This is a genomic window from Streptomyces sp. NPDC047049 (genome assembly GCF_040643995.1).
Lineage (GTDB): Bacteria > Actinomycetota > Actinomycetes > Streptomycetales > Streptomycetaceae > Streptomyces > Streptomyces mooreae.
In genome coordinates, this window is the sequence record NZ_JBEYVM010000009.1 from 225222 (window position 1) to 248626 (window position 23405).

The window sequence follows — 23405 nt, forward strand, 5'->3', positions numbered from 1 at the left end:
CCCCGGCCCCGGCGGATAGCATCAGTACTGTTGGCGTAGCTCATACGTGCGGTGGTGGCTCGCCTCGGGGCCGGCCGAATGCTTGATGTGACGTGATCGGAAGTGCCTGCAAGATGGCCAGCAGCCCCATGAGCCCAGGCCACCCGGAGCCGGCAGAGGCGCCGGCCATGGAACCGTCCTCGGCGGCGTCGTCACCCGCGACCGGGATCAGCCTGCGCCAGCTGCTGATGTCGTTGGGTGAGCCCCTGGTGGAGTTGCAGGCCGCGCCCGCCGGGCTGGACGTCGAAATCCGCAGCGTCGCGCTGCTGGACCCCGAGGATCCGCCGATCACCCACCCCGGCGAGCTGGTGCTCGCCATAGGCGCCCGCGGCCGCGCCGCATTCCCCGCGCTGCGGGCCGGCGGGCGCGACGGCGCCGCCGCCGTCGCGGTCAAGCTGGACACTCCCGGGCAGGCCGCGGCGCTCAGCGCGACCGCCGTCGAGGCGGGCATCGCGCTGCTGTCCGTCCGGAGCGAGGCGCGCTGGGAGCAGGTCGACGCGCTGGTCCGCGCGGCGTTGGAGAGTATGCCGCAGGGGCGCCCCGGCGAGGGGCCCGAGGAAGGCGACCTCTTCTCGCTCGCCCAGACCACCGCCGTCCTCACCGGCGGCATCGTCAGCATCGAGGACACCGCCAACCGCGTGCTGGCCTACTCCCGCTCCACCGACTCCGACGAGGTCGACGACCTGCGGCGGCTGTCCATCCTGGGCTGGCAGGGGCCGGAGGCGTATCTGGCGCGGCTGCGGAAGTGGGGCGTCTTCCAGCGGCTGCGCGCCTCCGACGAGGTGATCTGTATCGACAGCCACCCCGAGCTGGGGATCCGCCGGCGGCTCGCGGTGGCCATCCGGTCCGGGGAGCGGCAGCTGGGCACCATCTGGGTGCAGGAGGGCTCGGCGCCGCTGACCGAGCACGCGGACCAGGCGTTGCTGGGTGCGGCCCGGGTCGCCGCGCTCCACCTCGTACGCCGCCGCCGGGAGCTCTCCGCGGACCTGACGCTGACCCGGACGCTGGCGGCCGGACTGCTGGAGGGCAGCACCGGACCCCAGCCGCTGGCGAACCACCTGGCCCTGGACGCGGCCCGGCCGGCCGCCGTCCTGGGATTCTCGTACGGGACCGCCGAGGCCACCCCGCCGGAGCTGGCCCGCTCCGAGGTCAGCAACCTGATCTCGGTGCACACCGCGGCCCGGCACCGCAGCGCCCTGGTCACCCAGGTCGATGCGCGGATCTACGTACTGCTGCCGCAGCTGCCGCGCAGCATCGACACCGGCACGCTGCGCGGCTGGGGGCAGGCGATCACCGATGCCGCGGGCCGTCATCTGGGCATGTCGTTGCGCGGTTCCATCGGCTGCATCGTGCCGGGGCTCGGGGAGGTTCCCGAATCGCGGCGGGAGGCGGACCGGATCCTCGACGCGATGGTGAGCGCCGGGGTCGCCACCACGGTCGCCGCGCTGCCGGACATCCAGGCCGAGGTGCTGGTCAGCGAGGTGCTGACGCTGCTCTCCGCGCACCCGGAGATGCGCGACCCCCGGCTGACCGCCCTGGTCACCCACGACAGCCGGAGCCAGGGGCAGTTGGCCGAGTCGGTCCTCGCGTACCTGAACGCCTTCGGCGACGTACGGGCCGCCGCCACCGGACTGCATGTGCACCCCAACACGCTGCGCTACCGGATCCGCCGTGCCGAGGAGTTGACCGGCCTCGACCTCAGCCGCCCGGACCAGCGACTGCTGGCGATGCTCCAGCTGCGGCTGCCGCCGGCTCCCTGAGCGCGGTCATCCCCTTCCCTGGACCACGCAGACCGCCGCTAGTCCACAATTCTCCTAAAATGGGCGATATTGCTCCATTGGGCTGACAGGCTGGCGATGATGACCTCGGAGAATGCGGTGCCGGGCGGTTCGGGCCGCGCATGGGACATGGCGAAGGCGGCCACGGCCGAACTGGACGCCCAGGGGCGGGTCGTCGCGTGGACCCGGGCGGCGGAGCGGCTGCTCGGCCACCCCGCCGAGGAGATCCTGCACCGCAGCGCGGCGGAGCTGCTGGCGATACCCGGCGACGAGGCGCGGGTGGCCGCCGTGGCCCGGTGGTGCCGCGCGGGGGACGGCTGGGGCGGCTCGGTCGCGGCCCGTCACCGGGACGGCCGGGATCTGCAGCTGGCGGTGCAGGTCACGCCGCTTGTCGACCGCACCGGCCAGGAACGGTGGTCCGTCCTCGCACTGGAGGAGTGGCGGATGCCGGGCGGCGGGGTGAACCAGCTGATGCTGGAACCGTTCCTGGCGCGTGCACCGGTCGGTATGGCGGTGCTGGACACCGATCTGCGGTACGTCTGGGTCAACGAGGTACTGGAGCGCCTGATCCCGCTCGACCGGCGGCTGGGAAGACGGGTGGCGGAGGTCTTGCCGAAGCTGGAGGCCGAGGCGTTCGAGGAGCGGATGCGGCGGGTGCTGCAGACCGGGGCACCGGTGATGGACTACGAATTCCGCAGCCCCACGTACGCGGACCCCAGCCAGGAACGCGCCTACTCGGCGTCGTTCTTCGGGCTGGAGGACCCCCAGGGCCGGCGCATCGGCCTGTGGTACATGGTCATCGACGTCACCGACCGCTGGCGGGCGCAGGAACGCCTGGCACTGCTGAACGACGCCAGCGTGCGGATCGGCAGCACGCTGGATGTCACCCGGACCGCGCAGGAGCTGGCCGATGTCGCCGTGCCGGCGCTCGCCGACTTCGTCGCCGTCGACCTGCTGGATTCGGTCCTGCGGGGCGCCGAGCCGGTTCCCGGGCCGGTCGACAACACCCCCACCATGCGCCGTTCCGGGCAGCAGTCGGTGCACCAGGGCTGCCCGGAGGCCGGGCTGGCCGTGGGGGAAGCCGTCCAGCGTTCCCCCTCGTCGCCCATCGCCCGCTGTCTGCTCAAGGGCGAATCCCTCGTGGAGCCGGTACTGGACTTCGCCACCAGCTCCTGGGTCACCGAGGACCCGGTCCGGGCCGGTGTGATCCGCGCCTTCGGTTTCCGCTCGGTGATGGTGGCGCCGGTCAAGGCCCGGGGCATCACCCTGGGCGCGGCGACGTTCTTCCGCTCCCGCCGTCTGGGGCCCTTCGTGGCGGATGACGTCCGGCTCGCCGAGGAGCTGGTGGCCAGGGCGGCGGTGTGTGTCGACAATGCGCGCCGCTTCACCCGCGAGCGCGCCGCGGCCCGGGTGATGCAGCAGAACCTGCTGCCGCACGAACTGACCGGCGGATCCGCCCTGGAGGTGGCGTCGTGGTACTTCCCCGCGGACGCGCCGAGCGGTGTGGGCGGCGACTGGTTCGATGTGATCCCGCTGTCCGGGGCGCGGGTCGCCCTGGTCGTGGGGGATGTGGTGGGGCACGGCATCAACGCGGCGGCCACGATGGGGCGGCTGCGTACCGCCGTACGCACCCTGGCCAACCTGGATCTGCCGCCCGATGAACTGCTGGCCCGGCTGGACGACCTGGTCATCGGCCTGGTGAAGACGCAGGGCGCCGACCCGGCGGCGGACGCCGGGAACCCGAGCGTGGCCTCCACGTTCATGGGGGCCTCCTGCCTGTACGCCGTGTACGACCCGGTCAGCAGGCGGTGCAGCATGGCGCGCGCCAGCCATCTGCCGCCGCTGATCGTCGGCCCCGACGGCGCCGTGGACTGTCCCGATCTGCCCGCGGGACCGCCGCTCGGCCTCGGGACGCTGCCCTTCGAGTCCGTCGAACTGGAGCTGGCCGAGGGCAGTCTGATCGCGCTCTACACCAACGGACTGATCGAGACCTGCGACCGCGACATCGGCGTCGGGCTGTCCCGGCTGAGCAACGCCCTCGCGGTGCCCGGGCAGACGCTGAAGGACATCGGCGGAAATGTGGTCAAGGCGCTGATGACCGGGCCGCCGTCCGATGACGCCGCGCTGCTGCTCGCCAGGACCCACGCCCTGGACGCGCACCAGGTCGCCTCCTGGGACCTGCCGACCGATCCGGCCGTGGTCGGCAGCGCCCGCGCTCTCGCCGGCCGGCAGCTGTCCGAGTGGGGCCTGGACGAGCTGCAGTTCACCACGGAGCTGATCGTCAGCGAACTGGTCACCAACGCCATCCGCCACGGCACCGGGCCGATCACGCTGCGCCTGATCCGGCAGGACGCCCTGATCTGCGAGGTCTCCGACGCCAGCAGCACCTCGCCGCGTCTGCGCCATGCCCGGACCACCGACGAGGGCGGGCGCGGGCTGTTCATCGTCGCGCAGGTCACCCGGCGCTGGGGCACCCGCTACACCCCCACCGGCAAGATCATCTGGACCGAGCTGAGCATGCCGTCCGAGGCCGGATCCGCCGTCGAGGAAGGCTGAGCCCGGCCCGGAGCGCCGGGGGCCCGGCCGGGCTCAGCCTCAGGGGCAGGAGCGGGCGGAGCGCGGCCGGGGTGTCTCCCCTCACCTCGGCCCGGACACACTGCGGGCCGGAGCCCGTTCGCCCTCGCCGCAGACATGGCCGCAGTCGTCCCCGGCGGCGACGGGACGGCCGACAAGACCGCGTCCCGGCAGCTCGACGTAGTCGCAGTCGGCATCGGCCACGACGCGCCGGGGCGCGGCGCCGGACGGGCAGGCCGTGAGATGGGCGGTCACGAAGGCCGCGCTGGTCCTGGTGATGTCGCGGGTCAGCCCGAGGGGCAGCAGCGAGCGGGTCTCCGCGATCGCCTCGTCCTCCCCGGCCCGCAGCACCACCCGGATCTCCGGTGCCACACCGTGGGCGGCGACCGCGACGGCGATGTTGTCCAGTTCGTGGGAGCCGACGGCGGCGAGCGCCCGTGCCCGCGCCAGCCCCAGCCGCGCGAGCACCGCACGGTCCTCACCGTGCGCCAGCACCACGGGTATCCCCATCGACCGGGCGAGGCGCAGATTCGGGGCGGTGGGCTCGCGCTCGACGCCGATGACGGGCACCCCCAGCTGACGCAGCGTCTGGCACAGCCGCAGCCCCACCTGCCCCAGCCCCACCACGATGACGTGGCCGGCCCGGGGCAGCACCCGCGGCCCCAGGACGCCGACCAGCCGGGGGCCGGACAGCCGGTCGACGATGCCCGCGGTCAGCAGCGCGGTGAATCCCACCGTCACCAGCATCGCCACGGCGGAGACCACCTCGTACACGGGGTGGCCGGGATGCGGCGCGGCAGGTCCCACTCCGGCGACGACCCGGGCGGCTTCCAGGAAGGCGGTGCTGACGGGCCGGTGGAACACGGCGACCAGCCAGATCCAGTCCGCGGCCAGGACCGCGACGATCCCCAGCAGCCCGATGAGCAGCAGACGGGCGTCCGCGTCATGCGGCTGCAACTGCCCCCGCAGCCGCCCGAGCAGCGAGCGCCGCCGGGCGCCCGCGCTCGCCCGCCACGCCGTCTCCACCAGGTGGCCCCCGGGCCGCCGGACCGCCACCGCGCCGTGCCCGTCGTCCCATACGGCCAGCGCGTCGGGGTCCACACACAGTCCGGCCAGCGTCGGCGCCAGGAGATCGGCGGGCGAGACCGGCACGCAGTGGCGCAGCAGCAACCGGAGCTGCTGCGCCACGGTGCGGTCGAAGACGGTGACCACGATCCGGACGGTGTCGCAGACGTGGCGTACCGCGAGCGCGTAGCGCAGCGCGGACAGGTCGTCGCCCACGAGGACGGCCACTCCGGCCGGCCGGGCGGCGAGCGCCCGGCGCAGGTCCTGGTCGTCCGGTGCGGCCAGGTGGTCGACCGGGTGTCCGCTCTCCTCCAGGGAGGCGCAGACCCGGCGCGCCAGCGTCGTCGCCCCGATCACCACGGTCCCGGGGGCCTGGCCCGCCGGGACCGTGGCCGGATGCGTCCCGGGCTCTTCGGCTTCGTCTTCGGGCTCGGCCCCCGGACGCTCCGGTCCCGTCCGGTGCTCCGGCGACTCCCCCGCAGGAGCGTCACCGCGGGGTTCACCTGGCGTTACGTCCCGCGACCCGCCGCCGTCGCCCGCCACTGATGGGGTGGCGGGCACAGCATGCGGCGGGGCGGTACGGGTCTGTCGGGCGGAGGGAAGGGTGGCCATGGAGTCCCCTTGCTCGTCGGCCGTCGGAAGGGCCGAACTCACGCTAGGGCGCCCGCGGCCCGAGGCATCTGTCCCGCTGACCAAGGGTTCGCCGGGGCCGTTGTCCGGCCGCACCAGCGGGTGTCGCGGCGGCCGGCGCCAGGGGCGAGGAGAGCGGCCGACGAAGCCCGCTAACCACCCATAGCCCCGGAGCGCGAGCCCCTTTTCCGCCAATCTTCATTGGCCTGACGTACAGCTCTCGCAGAGGAATTTGTCCCCTCCCACAAATACGCCGCCGCGCACCGCCACATACGCTTACGCAAATCCCAATCCGGACGTGATGCGGCTCACCTCCCACAAGGAGGGAGCCCCAGCGCGGAGGTGCGATCAGCGCTCCCCCACCCGCGCAGGGCATCCGAAGGCCACGACCCGCTCGTCGCGCCTTCGCAACTCAGTCAGGGCCACGATCGCCGCCTGAGGGCACCCGGCCCTGTCCTGCGTCCGGCCACCGAGGCGATCCCAGCAGTCACCACGTGCATGACCCCTCCAACCCTCAATGGATGTCGAAGATGACTACATCTCCCCCCAACCCCGTGGCCGCTCCGCCCACTCCCCCGGGGCACGGGCAGGCCCCGCAGCAGTCAGGCCTGCAGTCGGGCCTCAAGAACCGCCATCTGTCCATGATCGCCGTGGGTGGAGTCATCGGCGCCGGTCTCTTCGTGGGCTCCGCCTCCGGCATCGCCGCCGCCGGCCCCGGCATCCTGCTGTCGTACGCCCTGGTCGGCGCGCTGGTCGTGTTCGTGATGCGGATGCTCGGCGAGATGGCGGCCGCCAACCCGACCTCCGGTTCCTTCTCCGCCTACGCGGACCGGGCGCTCGGCCGCTGGGCCGGCTTCTCCATCGGCTGGCTGTACTGGTTCTTCTGGGTCGTGGTGCTCGCCGTGGAGGCGACCGCCGGCGCGGCCATCCTCACCAGCTGGGTCCCGGCCGTCCCGCAGTGGGCCTGGGCGCTGATCGTGATGGTCGTCCTCACCGCCACCAACCTCGCCTCGGTCTCCTCCTTCGGTGAGTTCGAGTTCTGGTTCGCCGGCATCAAGGTCGTCGCCATCGCGGCCTTCATCGTCCTCGGCGGCCTGGCGATATTCGGCGTGCTGCCCGGCTCCGACAACGCGGCGACCGGCTTCAGCAACCTCACCTCGCACGGCGGATTCCTGCCGAACGGGCCCACCGCGATCCTCACCGGCGTTCTGATGGTCGTCTTCTCCTTCATGGGCAGCGAGATCGTCACCCTTGCCGCCGGTGAGTCCGAGGACCCGGAGCGCGCGGTCACCAAGGCCACCAAGAGCGTGATCTGGCGGGTCGGCATCTTCTACCTCGGCTCGATCCTCGTGGTCGTCTCCCTGCTGCCGTGGAACGATCCCTCGATCGCCAAGAAGGGCTCCTACGTCGCGGCGCTCGACTCGATCGGCATCCCGCACGCCGGCCAGATCATGAACGTCATCGTGCTGACGGCCGTGCTCTCCTGTCTCAACTCCGGCCTCTACACCGCCTCCCGGATGGCCTTCTCCCTCGGCCAGCGCGGCGACGCCCCGAAGGCCTTCGCCCGGACGAACGCACGGGGCGTGCCGCAGGCCGCGATCCTCGCCTCCGTCCTCTTCGGCTTCATCGCGGTCGGCTTCAACTACCTGTGGCCGGACACCGTCTTCCAGTTCCTGCTGAACTCCTCGGGCGCGGTCGCGCTCTTCGTCTGGCTGGTCATCTGCTTCTCGCAGCTGCGGATGCGCGGGATCATCCTGCGCGAGAACCCCGAGAAGCTGGTCGTCCGGATGTGGCTGTTCCCGTACCTGACCTGGGCGACGATCGCGATGATCTCGTTCGTGCTGGTCTACATGCTCACCGATGACAGCGAGGGCGGCGGCCGGATCCAGGTGCTGCTGTCGGTGCTCCTCGCCGCGGTCGTGGTCGGGGTTTCCCTGGTCCGCGACCGGCTCGGCGGCCGTACCGCCGAGAAGGCGGCCGTCACCTCCCGTTAGCCGAGGGTGGCCGGTCGGCCACCGAACGCTGTGCCGTACGGTCGGCGGTGTGCCCCGCACCCGCCGCCCGTACGGCACAGCGATGCCACTAGCCTGCTAGCCACGCTTCCCGCCCACGAGCCCACGACCGGAAGGCCGCCGAAAGACATGCCCGCGTTCAGACGCCGCAAAGGCAGCCTTCCCCGCCTCGTCCCCGAGCTGGACGATGTGACCCTGGGGCGGGTCCGGCGACGCGTCGAGACCTGCTGGTCCCGCGGTTCGCTGGACACCGCCGTCATGGCGCTGATGGCGGACGCGATCAACGAAGCCGGCGAGGACTGGGACCGCAAGGCCCACCGCTTGGCGGTGCTCGCCGGTTCCGCGGGCCGGTCGCTGCCCGGCATCTGGCGCCAGCACAGCCCGAAGGACCATGGCGCGCTGCTGCTCCACGCCTGGTCGGACCTGCTCCACGCCCGGCAGCAGGACTCCTCCGTCGATCTGCACGCCACCCGCGAGACCTGCCGGCTCGCCGCCGAGCTGCAGCCCGCCGACCCCACCCCGTGGACGGTGCACCTGGCCACTCTCCGCGTGGAACAGCGCCCCTCCACGGAACTGGCGGCGATCTGGCGCGAGATCAAGGCCCGCGATCCCTGGAACCGCGAGGCCCATCTGCAGGCCCTGGGCTATCTCTCGCCGGACGAGTGCGGCTCCAGCGCCCTGGTGCTGGACCTGCTCGACGGGGTCCGCTCCCTGATGCCGCCCGATGCCCCCGCCGCCGGTCTGGAACTCACCTCGCTCGTCCTCAGCCACCAGCGAGCGGTCGCCGAGGGCGGCATGACGGCTCTGGGCGCCGGGGAGATCTGGCGGCGCCCCGATGCCGCCCGGGCCCTCGACCAGGCCGCGCACTACTGGCCGGGCCCGGGATTCCTCCGGCACGCGACGGCCCTGGCCGACCTCAACCTGCTGGCCTACGCCCTGATCAAAGCCGGCCGGACGGCCGAGGCAGGGACCACGCTGCGTGCCACCGGAGGGGTGGCGACCGTCTGGCCGTGGAGCATGGACGGCGACCCGCTGGAGCGGTACGCGCACTTCCACGGCCGCTACGCGAGCGGTGACCCCGACGGTGGTTCCGGGGGTCGCGCCCCGTCCTGGCGTCGGTGACGCTCAGGACCGCGGGTGCCCGGACGGCCGGGGCCCGGACCGCGCACCGGGCGTGGCCCTGCCGCCGCTGATCCGGCACGCCGCCCCCGGCCGAAGAACGCCCTCAGCCGGTGCACCATCCTGCGGAGCAGACTCTTCCGGGCTGCGGGCGGGTCCAGGGTGACAGCGGCCGGCGCCTCGGCCGGCGCCTCAGCCGACGGTGCGGCGGACCGTTCGGTGGACGGTGCGGCCGATGGCTCGGCGGGCGGCTCGGCCGGCGGTGGCACCGGGGTGCCCGGCTGCGGTGTCGCGGCATGGTCGGCGGGCGTGGGCGCGGGTACCGGCTTGGTGCGTCGGGCCTCGGCGCGGACGAGCGCGCCGAGAGCGGCATAGACGTCGAGGGGCATGCCACATCTCCTGCGGTGGAAGTGCTGAGAACGGAGGACGGCAGACCGCGATCGCCCCATGACCCCGTGACGGGGTGGGGTGGGTGATGCGGCCGGGCCGGCTCAGCAGCGCAGGACGAGCGCGCGTGGTGGCGATGCGGGGGCAACGGCCGTGACGGCGGCCCCGGAAGAGGCGTCCTTCGACGCGGTGAGGGTCTGCGCGACGGGAGAGTCCCCGAGCGCCTTGCCGCCGGCCCCGGTGGGGACCTGGTGGCGCAGATGGCAGGCCGAGGCGTCGCACAGGCGGCGGATGCCGCTGCCGGGGTGCTTTCCGCCGCCGGTGGAGGCAGGCAGCGGCCCGGCCGTGACGCAGCTCCGCTCGGCCGGGCCCGGCACGGCGGGGGCACCGGCGTGCGGAGGGCAGCCGTGGGCATCGGAGGCCGGTCCATGGGAGCAGCCGGTGGTGAGTGCGGCGTGCAGTAACGCCAGCAGCGCGACGAACAGCAGCACACGCCGGCCACCGGTTGCCGCACAGCGGCCGGTGCCGACGGTGTCGCGCATGCGCCTCTCCCACCCTTCGTCGAAGAGGGGATCCCCGGGAAGCGGAAGGGACACTCGCGATACGCCGCAAGAGACCACAAAACCACTCGATCCGGCTATGTCATCGCACACGCGGACTTCGCACACCTGCCTCCGGGCCGCCTCCGGGCCGAGCGGCCCGCGGGTCCGGCAGGTCCGGGCCCGCCCCTGGGGCACCGCACGGCGCGGACCGCGGGTCCGGGCGGCGCACCGTTTGTCCGCCTCTCCGGGGGGCGCCATTCTGGGGACATGGCCCCCACTACAGGCCCGGACACGGTGTCCGGCTGGGCCGTCCGGCGTCCCGGCCCGATGGCCTCCGGGCCGCTGACCGCCGTGCGCCGTCCGGTCCCCGAACCGGGGCCGGGGGACCTGCTGCTCGGCATGGAGGCCTGCGGGGTGTGCCGTACGGATCTGCATCTGGCGGAGGGCGATCTGGCCCCGCACCGCCCGTCGACCGTCCCGGGCCATGAGATCGTCGGCCGCGTGATCGCCGCCGGCGAGGCGGTGACGGCGTTCCGTGCCGGTGACCGGGCCGGCGGCGCCTGGCTGCGCGGCACCTGCGGGGTCTGCCGGTACTGCCGCGCGGGCCACGAAAACCTCTGTCCGGCCTCCCGGTACACCGGGTGGGACGCGGACGGCGGTTTCGCCGATACCACTCTCGTCCCCGCGGACTTCGCCTATCCGCTCCCGGACGGCGAGGACGCCGCACACCTGGCACCGCTGCTGTGCGCCGGGATCATCGGGTACCGCGCGCTGCGCCGCAGCGCACTGCCCGCCGGCGGCAGGCTCGGCATCTACGGTTTCGGCGCCTCGGCACATCTGGCCGCCCAGGTCGCCCTGGCCGAAGGCGCGACCGTCCATGTGCTGACCCGGTCCGCCCGGGCCCGTGAACTCGCCCTCGACCTGGGCGCGTCCTCAGCCGGAGAGGCCTACGACCGCCCGCCCGAACCGCTGGATTCGGCGATCCTCTTCGCGCCGGTGGGCGATCTGGTGCCGGTGGCGCTGGCGGCACTCGACCGTGCGGGCACGCTCGCCGTGGCCGGCATCCACCTCACCGACATCCCTCCGCTCCACTACCAGCGGCATCTCTTCAACGAGCGGAATCTGCGCAGCGTGACCGCCAACACCCGGCAGGACGGCCGGGAGTTCCTGGCGACCGCGGCGAGGATCGGCATCCGGGTCACCGTCAGCCCGTACCCGCTGAGCCGTGCCCCGCAGGCCCTCACGGACCTGGCCGCCGACCGGGTGCAGGGGGCCGCCGTGCTGACGCCCTGAATGCCTGACGCCACGCACCGTGGCCCCGCTCCGACTAGCTGCGCCCTCCCTGCGTGCCGCACCATGGAGAGGAAGCCGTGAATGACGACATATCCGTTGAAGCGGTGGCGGGGTGGACGCTCCGGCTCCGGAGAGCGGATACGGCGACCGTGGCTTACGACGACGGCTTCCGGCATACGGAGGCGGTACAGGAAGTGACCGCACGGGTCCTCGGGGCTACCGGGGCTGAGCTGACCGCCGTCTATGTGCCCGCCGAAGGGAGCGGCGCTCTTCAGCTGGCCGAGATGGTCGGCGGCACCGGTGCTCCCTACGGACTGCCGGCGAGCTTCCCGCTGTCCGGCAACTCACCGGTCGCGGCAGCCTTCCGCACCGGCCTCCCCCTGTGGCTGAGCCCCGCCGAGCTCGCGCAGTACGGCGTCACCGCTCCGCCGGGCAGCCCCGGTGCACAGCCCTGGGACGGCGCCGGGGCACTGCCGTCCGATGTCTCCCTGGGCGTGCTGCCGCTGGGCGGGGACGCCAAACGGCTGGGGTGTTTGGTCGTCATGGACAAGGCACCGGACGCCTTCGACGCCGACCGCCGCCATCTGCTGGAACTCCATGCCGACCAGGTGTCCGCGGGGCTGGAAGCCGTCGCGGCCCGGGTGATGGCCCGCACGGAGCGCCGGTCGCTGCTGGGACCGGGGCTGGACACCCTCCGGGGCGGCGCCTTCACGCTGGTGCTGAGCACCGGGCGGATCGACGCGGACGGCCAGGTACTGGAGCTGTTCGGGATCGCTCCGGAGCGGTTCGACCGGCGGGTGGAGACGCTGTTGGAGTGCACCGCGCCGGATGACGTTCCCGCGCTGATGTCGATGGTGGAGCCGGGCGGGCTGCCCTCCCCCGCCCAGCAGCTCTCGATCCGTATCCGAAGGCCCAACGGCGAGCTGCGCTGGCTGAGTCTGCGCTGCCGGGTGCTGGTCGACGCGGCCGGCGCCCCGGAGCGCATGCTGGGTGTGGTCGCCGACGCCTCCTATCTGCGCCCCAGCGCGGACGAGGTCTCCATCGTGCAGCGGCTGTCCGCCGCGCTGGCCGGCGCCACGACGATCCGCGACGTCAGCCGGGTGGTGGTCACTGCCCTGCGGACGCCGCTGGGGGCCGACCGGGTGGCGGTGGCCGAGCTGGAGGCGGACCGGTTCGTGGTGTCCGTCCTCGATCCGCCGGAGCCCGACGCCTGGCCCGCGGTGTGGCGGTCGGAGTGGAGATCCGAGTGGCCCGATGCGTCGTGCCACTCGATGCCCTCGCTGGAGAGCGTGATCCGGGGCGGGCATGTGGCGCTGTGGCCTCCGGGGGCCGCTCTCGAACCCGACCTGGCGGGCATCGGGCCCGGCGGTCTCGCCGTCCTGCCGCTGCCGGCCGGCGGCCGGATCGTCGGGGTGTGCCTGGTCGGCTGGGAGGAGGAGCACCCGTTCGGGCCGGAGGAACGGTCCCTGCTGACCGCGACCGCGGGTCTGGTGGGCCAGGCCCTCGTCCGCGCCCATGCGCTGGACGCCGGGCATGAGCTCGCCACGATGCTCCAGCGCAGTCTGCTGCCCCGCACCCTGCCGTCGCTGCCCGGCGGGGTGGCCGTCGCCCGCTATCTGCCCGCCACGGTGGGCCTCGAAGTGGGCGGCGACTGGTACGACGTCATCCCGCTGTCCGACGGCCGGATCGCGCTCGTCATCGGTGATGTGGAAGGCCACAGCGCCGGCGCCGCCACGATCATGGGCCAGATGCGCACCGCGATCCGGGCCTACGCGGTCGAGGGGCACCCGCCCGATGTGGTGGTCTCCCACGCCAACCGGCTGCTCCTCGGCATGGAGACCGACCTCTTCGCGACCTGCTGTTACGTGGACCTGGACATGGAGGAGGGCATCGCCTGGTTCGTCCGGGCCGGGCATCTGCCGCCGTTGCTGCGGCACCCCGACGGCAGCACCGAGGAGCTGTCGGTCGAGGGCGGTCCCCCGCTGGGGGTGGCCGCCGAGGGGGAGTTCCCGCTGACCGAGGTGGGCCTGGCCCCCGGCACCGTGCTCGTCCTGCTCACCGACGGCCTGGCCGAATCGGCCACGCTCCACCTGGACGACGGCATGCGCCGGGTGCGCGAGCTGCTTGCCACGGCCGACCCGGCCGATGCCGGGGAACTCGCCGACCGGCTGCTCGGCGAGGCGAAGCGGCGCGACGACGATGTGGCGGTGCTGGTGCTGCGCTACGACGGGATGCGCGTCCGCCCGACCCGGGCGCACTGGACGGTGTGGCGGCTCCCCGACGCGGTCATGCACGCCCGCCGCTTCGCCGCCCGCACCCTGCGCTCCTGGGAGGTGAGCGAGGAGCTGGACGTGGCCCTGCTGGTGGTGTCGGAGCTGGTCACCAACGCCATTGCCCATACCCAAGGGGAGGTGCGGCTGGATCTGACGCTGGCCGGTGACCGGCTGCGGATCGCGGTGAACGATGCGTCGCCCCGCGCGCCCGCCAAGCCGACGAGCGTGGACTGGGAGTCGACCGGCGGCCGCGGGCTGCTGCTGGTCGAGGCGATGTCGGCGTCCTGGGGCTCGGTGCCGCTCAGCGGCGGCAAGCAGGTGTGGAGCGAGATCACCCTGCAGCCGGACGAACGGCTCGACGCCGAGGGGCCGCCGGCCGGCGCGGGCGGCCGGCGGGAGGGGAAGGAGGTTCCCTGAAGTGCGTGCTCGTCTGCGGGGAGTGGCCGCCGTCCTGGCCGGGCTGTGCCTGCTGGCCGGCCCTGCCGCCTGCGGCAAGGCCGCCGGGGTGCGCGAGCCGGGCGGGCCCGGCTCCGCCGGCGCCCTGAAGATCGGTGTGCTGCTCCCGGACAACACCTCGCGCCTCTACCACTTCGACAAGCCGCTGATCGAGAAGAAGATCCATCACCTCTGCCCCGAATGCACGGTGGAGGTCGTCAGCGCGGAGCACGATGTGGCCACCCAGCAGCAGCAGATGGACGCGATGATCACCAAGCGGGCCCGGGTGCTGATCCTGGATGCCGTCGACTCCAAGTCGCTGCGCTCGCCGGTCGAGAGCGCGCGGGCGGCGGGGATCCCGGTCGTCGCCTACGACCGCCTCGTGGAGGGGCCGGTCTCGGCGTATGTCTCCTTCAACGGCAAGCGGGTCGGCGAACTGCAGGGCGAGGCGCTTCTGCAGGCACTCGGCGCCAAGGCGCGCGGCGCCCAGATCGTCATGATGAACGGCGATTCGACGGACCCCAACTCCGCCTGGTTCCAGCAGGGCGCGCTCGACGTGCTCCGGGGCAAGGTGAAGATCGGGAAGAGCTACGAGACCGCCGGATGGCGGCCGGAGAACGCCAACAGCAATATGTCCGCCGCCATCGCGGCCCTCGGCGCCGGGCACATCGACGGGGTCTACTCCGCCAACGACGGGCTGGCGGCCGGCATCATCTCCGCCCTGGAGGCCGCGAAGATCTCGCCGTTGCCGCCCGTTACCGGCCAGGACGCCGAACTCGCCGCCATCCAGCGCATCGTCACCGGCGATCAGTACATGACCGTCTACAAACCCTTCATGCCCGAGGCCGGCACCGCCGCCGCCATGGCCGTCGCCCTGGGCCGCGGCAAGAAGCTCGACGGCATCACGACGCACACGGTCAACAGCCCCACCACCCGGGGCATCCCGGCGGTGCTGCTCACCCCGGTCTCCGTGACCGTGCACCGCATCAAGGACACCGTGGTCAAGGACCACATGTACACCATCGAGCAGATCTGCACCCCCAAGTTCACGTCCGCCTGCCAGAAGGCGGGACTGACCAGGTAAGGCAGGTGTCCCCATGGAGCCCGGCACGGCCCTCCGGCGACCGACACCGGCGCCGCCCCTGCTGGCGCTGCGCGGCATCTCCAAGCGGTACGGCGCCGTGCAGGCCCTGGCGGATGTCGAACTGGAGGTCCGCGCCGGCCAGGTCGTGGCGCTCGTCGGCGACAACGGCGCCGGGAAGTCCACGCTGATCAGGGTGGTCGCCGGGGTCGACGCCGCCGATGAGGGCGTGATCGAGTGGGACGGCCGTCCCGTCCAGATCACCCGGCCCCACGAGGCCCAGGACCTGGGCATCGCCACCGTCTACCAGGACCTCGCGCTGTGCGACAACCTCGATGTGGTCGGCAATCTCTTCCTGGGCCGCGAGATCCACCGGGCCGGGGTGCTGGACGAGGTGGAGATGGAGCGCCACACCCTGGAACTGCTCGACATGCTGGCCATCCGGATGCCTGACGTCCGCCTCCCGGTCGCCTCGCTCTCCGGCGGCCAGCGCCAGACCGTCGCGATCTCCCGCTCGCTGCTCGGCGAGCCCCGGCTCGTGCTCCTCGACGAACCCACCGCGGCCCTGGGCATCGAACAGACCGCCCAGGTCCTCGACCTCGTCGACCAGCTCCGCGAACGCGGGCTCGGGGTGCTCCTGATCAGCCACAACATGGGGGACATCAAGGCGGTCGCGGACTGGGTCGCCGTCCTGCGGCTCGGCCGCAACAACGGCTTCTTCGACGTGACGACCACGTCCCACGAACAGATCATCTCCTCGATCACCGGGGCCACGGACAACGCCGTGACCCGCCGCAGGACACCGGGGTGGGAGGTGCAGCCGTGAGCAGGACCTGGGCCCTGCGCAAGCAGCGGCCGTCCGGCGGGCAGGCCACCACCGGCGGGGCGGCGGTGCCCCCTGCCGGCCGGCGCCGCCTCGCGCCCGAACTCGGGACGCAGAACCCCCTCGACATGCTCCGGCGGAGGTTCCACAGCGGCGAGCTCGGCTCGGTGCCGGTGGCCCTCGGCCTGATCGTGGTGTGGATCATCTTCGAGAGCCTGAACGAGAACTTCCTCTCGCCACGCAACCTGTCCAACCTGACCGTGGACATCGTCGGCACCGGCATGATCGCGGTCGGTGTGGTCTTCGTGCTGCTGCTCGGCGAGATCGACCTCTCGGTGGGGTCGGTGAGCGGCCTCGCGGCGGCCGCCTTCGCGGTGCTGACCGTGAACCATGGCGTACCGGAGGGACTTGCGGTGCTGGTCGCGGTGCTCGGGGGCACGGTGATCGGAGCGGTTCAGGGGTTCTTCTTCGCCAAGGTCGGGGTGCCGGCGTTCGTGGTCACCCTGGCGGGTCTGCTGGGCTGGAACGGCCTGATGCTCTACGTCCTGGGCTCCAACGGCACGGTCAACATCGACGACAAGGGCCTGCTCGCGATGCTGACCAGCTATTACTTCAACAATGTGGCCGCGGCCTACGGCCTGGCGGTGCTCGGCACCGCCGGCTACTTCCTGGTGTCCTACCGTGACGTGCGGCGGCGCAGGGCCGCCGGCGTGCCCGCCCGGCCGCTGAGCGAGATCCTGCTGCGCACCGGAGTGCTGGCGGTGATCGCCCTGGCCGCTGCCGTGGTGCTCAATCAGTTCCTGGGGCTACCGCTGGCGCTGCTGATCTTCCTCGTGGTGCTCGTCGGCCTCGACTGCGTGCTGCGCCGCACCCGCTACGGACGCATGATCTTCGCCCTGGGCGGCAGCGTCGAGGCCGCCCGCCGCACCGGCCTCAATGTGGACCTGGTGCGTATCTCGGTCTTCATGGTGTCCGGCACGATGGCCGCGATCGGCGGTCTGTTCCTGGCGTCGCGCGTCACCTCGGCCAGTCAGACGTCGGGGGCGGGCCTGCTGCTGATGGACGCCATCGCCGCCGCGGTCATCGGCGGCACCAGCCTGTTCGGCGGACGGGGCCGGACCTGGTCCGCCCTGCTCGGTGTCCTGGTCATCCAGTCGATCGCCTCCGGTGTGGCCCTCATGGGCATCCGGACCGCCGTGCAGTTCATGATCACCGGCGGGGTGCTGCTGATCGCCGTGGTCATCGACTCGCTGTCGCGGCGGGCACAGAAGGCGCACGGGCGGGTCTGACGCGCCCGTGGACCGGGCCGTGGGCCCGGGAACGCCACCGGGCGAGCGGGCGTTTGCGCCGCGGCGGGCCAAGGAACACCTCAGCCGATGCACCCCATCCTGCACGCCCTGTCCATCGCCGGATCCATGACCTGGGAGATCACCTGGGCGCTGATCCTGGGCTTTGCGCTGTCCGCGGTCGTCCAGGCCGTGGTGCGCACCTCCACCGTGGTCGGTCTGCTCGGCGACGACCGTCCCCGCACCCTGACGCTGGCCGCCGGGCTGGGTGCGGCGTCCTCCTCGTGCTCGTACGCCGCGGTCGCGCTGGCCCGGTCGCTGTTCCGCAAGGGCGCGCACTTCACGGCCGCCATGGCGTTCGAGATCGCCTCCACGAACCTGGTGGTCGAACTCGGCGTCATCCTGGCCCTGCTGATGGGCTGGCAGTTCACGCTCGCCGAGTTCACCGGCGGACCGGTCATGATCGTCGTGCTGGCCGTGCTGTTCCGCCTCTTCCTGCGCGACACGCTGCTGCGGCGCGCCCGTGCGCAGGCCGAACGGGGGCTGGCCGGCTCCATGGAGGGGCATGCCGCGATGGACATGTCCGTCCACCGCGAGGGGTCCTTCGCGCGGCGGCTGTGCTCCGCCGAGGGCTGGACCGCGACCTCGCACGTCTTCGTCATGGAGTGGGCCGCGATCATCAAGGATCTGGTGCTCGGCCTGCTGATCGCCGGGGCCATCGCCGCCTGGGTCCCGGACAGCTTCTGGCGCGCGTTCTTCTTCGACGGACACCCGCTGGCCGCGAAGGTGTGGGGGCCGCTGATCGGGCCGCTGGTGGCGATCGCCTCGTTCGTCTGCTCCATCGGCAATGTGCCGCTGGCGGTGGTCCTGTGGAAGGGCGGGATCAGTTTCGGCGGGGTGGTCGCCTTTCTCTTCGCCGACCTGCTGATCCTGCCGATCCTGCACATCTACCGGAAGTACTACGGGGCCAGGATGGCCCTGTTCCTGCTGACCACGTTCTATGCGTCCGTCGTCGTCGCGGGCTATGCGGTGGAAGCCGTCTTCGGCGGACTGGGGCTGATCCCCCGCCAGGCCGACGCGACGATCCCGATGTCCGGGGTCTCCTGGAACTACACCACCTGGCTCAACCTGGTCTTTCTCCTCCTCGCCGCCGCGCTGGTCCACCGCTTCCTGCGCACCGGGGGCCGGGCCATGCTGCGCGTGATGGGCGGCGCGCCGCCGGACGGCCCCGGGGCTCATCCCGCGCACGCCGGCACCGGACACGGCAGCACGGGGCAGGACGGCACCGGGCCCGGCGGCACCGGACACGAGGGCACCGGACACGGCCCGCGCTGACCGGCGGCGGGTGGGGCCGAGCGCGTGCCGGGCGAAGGCCGAATGGCCCGTGCCGGAGCGGGCGAGGTCGAGCACCCTGGAGGTGTGGGCGCGAATGCGCCGAGCGCGCCAGGAACGGAGCGAGACCATGAACGATGTCATCACCGCCGGTGTGGACGGTACGCCCGAGTCCCTGTCCGCGATCCTGTGGGCGGCACACGAAGCACGGCTGCGCCACGCGCGCCTGCGGCTGCTGCATGCCTGGGTGCTGCTCGCGCCCGAGCCGGTGGACCGTCCCCTGGAGGAGCTGGCGGAGGGGGACCAGAACTACTGGCCCCACCGGATGATGGAGGAAGCCGTCACCGCGGTGCGCACCCGCTTCCCTGACCTTCCGGTGGACCCGGTCCTGGTGCCCGCGGACCCCCTGGACGCCCTGCAAAAGGCCGCGGGAGAGTCGGACCTGCTGGTCCTCGGCTCACGGGACCTGGGCCCGGTGTCCCGCTTCGCCCTCGGTGAGCTCGGACTGAAGCTGGTGGCGCACACCGAGTGCCCCACGGTGCTGGTACGCGCCCGGCCGGGCATCACGGCGACCGGGCAGAACGGAGAGGTGGTGGTGGGGCTGGGCCTGCACGGGCCGTGCGAGGCGCTGCTCGCCTTCGCCTTCGACGCCGCCGCCCGCCGGGGCGCCGCGCTGCGCGCCGTGCACGGCCGGCACCTGCCCTCGTACGTCTACAACCGGGGCGGCGGCGTGGAACCGGTCCTCGCCGAGGAGGCGGCACGCGACGCGCGGCAGGAGCTGGCCGCGGCGTTGCATCCGTGGCGGGAGAAGTACCCGGACCTGCGGGTGAACGAGCGGGTGGTGATGGAGAGTCCGGCGCCGGCCCTGTTGCACAGCGCCGCGGACACCCGGCTGCTGATCGTCGGCCGGCGGCACCGGCGCCGGCTGCCGGCACCGCGGATCGGCCATGTCGTCCAGGCGGCCGTCCACCACGCTCCGTGTCCGGTGGCCGTGGTGCCGCACGAGTGACCACGCGGCGGGCGTCCACGGTCTGAGACGCCGGTAGCCCGTGCCATGACGCCCCGCGGCAGAAGGCGGATGATGACGGTGAGAGGTCATACCGGCAGACCGGCTGCCGAGGGCCCGGACGGCCCGGCCCACGGCCCGATGCGGCATTCCCCGGCAGCGGCAGCCCCGGTGGAAGGCAGAGGTGAGCCATGGCAACAACAGTCGAATGGCCCGTCCGTCTCTACCTCTTCGAGGAGGACGGGACGACCAAGGCACGCGTGGTGCTCCGGACCGGAACCACCACCCTCACCGGGCACGGCACGGCCCGCTGCAGCCCCGAGGACCGGGACGTACCGGAGATCGGTGACGAGATCGCGGCCGGGCGCGCGATGAGGGACCTGGCGGGGCAACTGCAGCGCGTGGCGGATCTTGATCTCGAAGGGGTCGGTGCCGCGCCGCCCCGGCACGAGCACCGCGCCGCGTACGGCTGGGCCGACGCGATGGCGTGAGTCCGGTGCGGGCGCCGTCCCCGGCCGGCCGGTGCCACGGCGCTCTGGGGAAGGAGCCGGCCATGTCGGATGCGACGCTCACCGACCTGTACGAAGTGACCATGGCCCTCTCGTACGTCCACGAGGGCATGACCAAGCCGGCGACCTTCAGCTGCTTCGTGCGGGCCCTGCCGCCGGAGCGGGGGTTCCTGATCGCCGCCGGGGCCGAGACGGTCCTCGACTTCCTCTCCGGCTTCGCTGTGGGACACGACGATGTCGAGGTGTTCGCCGAGGCGCTGCGGCGTCCGGCGAGAGAGCTCGCTCCGCTGGTGGGGATGCGTTTCACCGGGGAGGTCCGGGCCGTGCCGGAGGGCCGGGTCGTCCTGGCGGGGGAACCGCTGCTGGAGATCACCGCTCCGCTGCCGCAGGCGCAGCTCGTGGAGTCGTATGTGCTCAACCACCTCACCCATCAGACGACCATCGCGTCCAAGTGCGTCAGATGTGTGCTCGCCGCACGGGGGCGCTCCGTCGTGGACTTCTCGCTGCGGCGCACCCAGGGAACGGCCGCCGCCTGCCAGGTGGCCCGGCTGGGTGCCATGACCGGATTCAGCGGTACCAGCAATGTGGCGGCGGCCCACGCCGAGGATCTGACGGCGGTGGGCACGATGGCGCACTCGTACATCGAGGCGTTCGGGGACGAGGAGGCGGCGTTCACCGCGTTCGCGCTCCGCCACCCCGGGCCGGTGACTTTTCTGGTGGACACCTACGCCACCGAATCCGGCGTCGCGGCAGCGGCCAGGGTGCTGAACGCACTGGGGCGCGGTGACGGGTCGGCCATCCGGCTGGACAGCGGTGACCTGGCCCAACTGGCCGTCCGCGCCCGCACGATCCTGGACAACGCGGGACTTCCACAGGTCCGCATCGTCGCCAGCGGCGGGCTGGACGAATTCGCGGTGCACGATCTGGCGCGGGCGGGAGCGCCGATCGACGTCTTTGCCGTGGGCACCCGGATCGGGGTGAGCGCCGACGCCCCCACGCTGGATTCGGCATACAAGCTCGTCGCCTATGACGGCCGCCCGCTGATGAAGCTGTCAGCGGCGAAGGTGACCGCGCCGGGCCGCAAACAGGTCTTCCGCCGGCCCGGGTGCCACGATGTGATCGGGCTGGCCGAGGAGCCGGTTCCCCCGGGCAGTGTGCCGCTGCTGGAGACGCTGATGCGCGGGGGCGTGCGCACGACGCCGCGCGGCCGCCTCGACGACGCCCGGCGGCGGGTCGCGGCCGATATCGCGGAGCTGCCCGCGGCCGCCCGGTACATCCGGTCGCCGCAGGCCGTTCGGGCGAACGTCTCGAAGCGGCTCGCCCACCTGACCGAGCAGGTCCGGCGGCGGATCGAGCGCGAGGCCCTGGCCCCGTTCGGCTCGCACGCCTGAGCCGCTGGGGGCTTTTCTCCGTACCGTCGTCGTATGGCGGACAAGCAGGGCGGCAGCGGCGCCGGAAAGCTGCCGCGGTCGCGGTACGAGTCGGAGCTGTACCGGCTGCAGACGGAGCTGGTGAAGCTCCAGGAGTGGGTGCGCACCGAGGGTGCCCGGCTCGTCGTGGTCTTCGAGGGGCGTGACGCGGCCGGCAAGGGAAGCACCATCAAACGGGTCACCCAGTACCTCAATCCCCGGGTGGCACGGATCGTGGCGCTGCCGCGGCCCACCGAGCGGGAGCGCACGCAGTGGTACTTCCAGCGCTACGCGGAGCACCTTCCCGCGGCGGGCGAGATGGTGCTGTTCGACCGCAGTTGGTACAACCGGGCCGGTGTCGAACGGGTCATGGGCTTTTGCACACCGGCCGAACACCAGCTGTTTCTGCGGCAGTGCCCGGTCTTCGAGCGGATGCTGGTGGAGGACGGGATCCTGCTGCGCAAATACTGGTTCTCGGTGAGCGACCAGGTGCAGGAGCAGCGGTTCCGGCAGCGGCTGCAGGACCCCACCCGGCGCTGGAAGCTCTCCCCCATGGATCTGGAGTCGCTGACCCGCTGGGAGGAGTATTCGCGGGCCAAGGACGAGATGTTCGTGCACACGGACATCGCGGAGTCGCCGTGGTACGTCGTCGAGAGCGACGACAAGCGCCGGGCCCGCCTGAACATGATCGCCCACCTGCTGTCGACGGTGCCCTACCACGCCGTCACCCCGCCCGAGCTGACCCTGCCGCCGCGGCCACCGGCCACCGGCTACCAGCGGCCGCCCCGGGACCTGCAGACCTACGTCCCCGATCATGCGGCCGGACTGAAGGAGTAGCGCCCAGGTGCCGGCTCAGGCGGTCCGGGGCACGACCGCCACGGGGCAGGCGGCGTGGCAGAGAGCGGTGTGCGCCACCCGGCCGGGCTGCAGACCGAAGTGTCCCTGGCGGCGCTGCGCCCCGACCACCAGCAGATCGGCCGCGGCGGCGCGGTGCACCAGGACCTTGTGCGCCGGCCCCTCGACCACGGCGCGCTCCACCCGCACCGCCGGATGGGCGCCGGCCGCCTCGGCCAGGGCATCGTCCAGCAGCGCCGTGGCCTGCTGCTCGCCGGAGCGGCGGGCCGGTCCGGGGGGCTGTGGGGCGTCGGCCGTCCCGGGTGCCGGGCGGCGCCAGGCGCAGACCGCCTTCAGCGTGCAATTGCGGGCCTCCGCCTCGCGGAAGGCGAAGCGGACGGCCGCCATGTCACCGGCCGGCTCGGTGAGGCCGAGGAGGATGCGGCCGTGTGTGCCCGCGAGGCCGGCCGGGTCACCGCGGACCACGATCACCGGGCACCGGGCGCGGGCGGCCACCGTCAGGCTGACCGACCCGAGCAGCAGACCGGTGATCTCCCCGCGTCCCCGCGACCCCAGGACCAGCGCCGAGGCGTGCAGGCCCTCGTTCAGCAGGACGGTGACCGCGTCGTCGGCCAGCACCTCCGCCGAGACGCTGACGTCGGCGCGACGGCGGCGGGCGTGGTCGGCGGCGGACGCCACGATGTTCTCCGCGAGCACCTGCTCGACGGGGCGTTCCGGGACCGGCGCCGACGAGGTGCCCTCGTAGCGCTCCCACCGGGAGGCATGGACGATCCGCAGCGGGAGGGTGTGGCGTGCCGCCTCGTCCACCGCCCAGTCCAGCGACCGGAACGCGGCATCCGATCCATCGGTCCCGACGGTCAGCGGATGCTCCATCGCCCCACTCCTTTCGGTCACCTCGGCGAAGGGGCCTACTGCCACCGTCGCACCGTGGCCGGGTGCGCGCAGGGGGGCGGCCGG

General features: G+C 72.7%; 17 protein-coding genes. 14 read left to right on the forward strand and 3 right to left on the reverse strand.

The features are described from left to right. Positions 1-167: 167 nt before the first annotated feature. Together ABZ851_RS21760 and ABZ851_RS21765 are read left to right on the forward strand one after the other, a co-directional pair. A complete protein-coding gene (locus tag ABZ851_RS21760) occupies positions 168-1799 on the forward strand; it encodes a helix-turn-helix domain-containing protein (RefSeq protein WP_361130045.1) in 1632 nt (543 codons plus the stop codon). 96 nt (positions 1800-1895) lie between these two features. Then, positions 1896-4373 carry a SpoIIE family protein phosphatase gene (locus ABZ851_RS21765; RefSeq protein WP_361130049.1) on the forward strand — a complete coding sequence of 826 codons (2478 nt, stop codon included), beginning with the start codon at positions 1896-1898 and terminating at the stop codon, positions 4371-4373. Positions 4374-4454: 81 nt separating this feature from the next. Here the strand turns inward: ABZ851_RS21765 and ABZ851_RS21770 are convergent, their stop codons facing one another. Continuing rightward, on the reverse strand, positions 4455-6068 hold the full coding sequence (locus ABZ851_RS21770; RefSeq protein ID WP_361130052.1) for an NAD-binding protein: 1614 nt from the start codon (positions 6066-6068) through the stop codon (positions 4455-4457). A gap of 548 nt (positions 6069-6616) precedes the next feature. Here ABZ851_RS21770 and ABZ851_RS21775 point away from each other — a divergent pair. Both ABZ851_RS21775 and ABZ851_RS21780 read left to right on the forward strand, forming a co-directional pair. Further along, positions 6617-8080, forward strand: a complete 1464-nt coding sequence (locus ABZ851_RS21775) for an amino acid permease (RefSeq protein WP_361130055.1) — start codon at positions 6617-6619, stop codon at positions 8078-8080. 147 nt (positions 8081-8227) lie between these two features. Further along, complete coding sequence (locus ABZ851_RS21780) at positions 8228-9220, forward strand: hypothetical protein (RefSeq protein ID WP_361130058.1); 993 nt, start codon at positions 8228-8230, stop codon at positions 9218-9220. Positions 9221-9708: 488 nt separating this feature from the next. On the opposite strand, the gene ABZ851_RS21785 is transcribed toward ABZ851_RS21780, so the two are convergent. Further along, on the reverse strand, positions 9709-10146 hold the full coding sequence (locus tag ABZ851_RS21785) for a hypothetical protein (RefSeq protein WP_361130061.1): 438 nt from the start codon (positions 10144-10146) through the stop codon (positions 9709-9711). 267 nt (positions 10147-10413) lie between these two features. On the opposite strand from ABZ851_RS21785, the gene ABZ851_RS21790 reads away from it, so the two are divergent. The 10 genes from ABZ851_RS21790 to ppk2 all read left to right on the forward strand — a co-directional run bounded on the left by ABZ851_RS21790 (position 10414) and on the right by ppk2 (position 22430). Further along, a complete protein-coding gene (locus ABZ851_RS21790) occupies positions 10414-11439 on the forward strand; it encodes a zinc-dependent alcohol dehydrogenase family protein (RefSeq protein WP_361130064.1) in 1026 nt (341 codons plus the stop codon). A gap of 284 nt (positions 11440-11723) precedes the next feature. Further along, a complete protein-coding gene (locus ABZ851_RS21795) occupies positions 11724-14129 on the forward strand; it encodes a SpoIIE family protein phosphatase (RefSeq protein WP_361130194.1) in 2406 nt (801 codons plus the stop codon). A 1-nt stretch (position 14130) separates the two neighbouring features. Further along, on the forward strand, positions 14131-15231 hold the full coding sequence (locus ABZ851_RS21800) for a substrate-binding domain-containing protein (protein WP_361130067.1): 1101 nt from the start codon (positions 14131-14133) through the stop codon (positions 15229-15231). 13 nt (positions 15232-15244) lie between these two features. After that, positions 15245-16054 carry an ATP-binding cassette domain-containing protein gene (locus ABZ851_RS21805; protein ID WP_361130070.1) on the forward strand — a complete coding sequence of 270 codons (810 nt, stop codon included), beginning with the start codon at positions 15245-15247 and terminating at the stop codon, positions 16052-16054. Between the two features lie 125 nt (positions 16055-16179). After that, positions 16180-17340, forward strand: a complete 1161-nt coding sequence (locus ABZ851_RS21810; RefSeq protein WP_336052658.1) for a sugar ABC transporter permease — start codon at positions 16180-16182, stop codon at positions 17338-17340. Positions 17341-17427: 87 nt separating this feature from the next. After that, positions 17428-18672 carry a permease gene (locus tag ABZ851_RS21815; RefSeq protein ID WP_361130073.1) on the forward strand — a complete coding sequence of 415 codons (1245 nt, stop codon included), beginning with the start codon at positions 17428-17430 and terminating at the stop codon, positions 18670-18672. A 127-nt stretch (positions 18673-18799) separates the two neighbouring features. Next, complete coding sequence (locus ABZ851_RS21820; protein WP_361130076.1) at positions 18800-19678, forward strand: universal stress protein; 879 nt, start codon at positions 18800-18802, stop codon at positions 19676-19678. A gap of 188 nt (positions 19679-19866) precedes the next feature. Next, a complete protein-coding gene (locus ABZ851_RS21825; RefSeq protein ID WP_088796208.1) occupies positions 19867-20166 on the forward strand; it encodes a dsRBD fold-containing protein in 300 nt (99 codons plus the stop codon). 62 nt (positions 20167-20228) lie between these two features. Further along, positions 20229-21575, forward strand: coding sequence for a nicotinate phosphoribosyltransferase (locus ABZ851_RS21830; protein WP_361130080.1), 1347 nt, complete (start codon positions 20229-20231; stop codon positions 21573-21575). Positions 21576-21608: 33 nt separating this feature from the next. Then, on the forward strand, positions 21609-22430 hold the full coding sequence (ppk2, locus tag ABZ851_RS21835) for a polyphosphate kinase 2 (protein ID WP_361130083.1): 822 nt from the start codon (positions 21609-21611) through the stop codon (positions 22428-22430). 15 nt (positions 22431-22445) lie between these two features. Here ppk2 and ABZ851_RS21840 read toward each other — a convergent pair whose 3' ends face one another. Then, entirely contained in the window at positions 22446-23321 is an 876-nt protein-coding gene (locus tag ABZ851_RS21840) for a universal stress protein (protein WP_361130086.1), read from the reverse strand. Between the last annotated feature and the right edge of the window lie 84 nt (positions 23322-23405).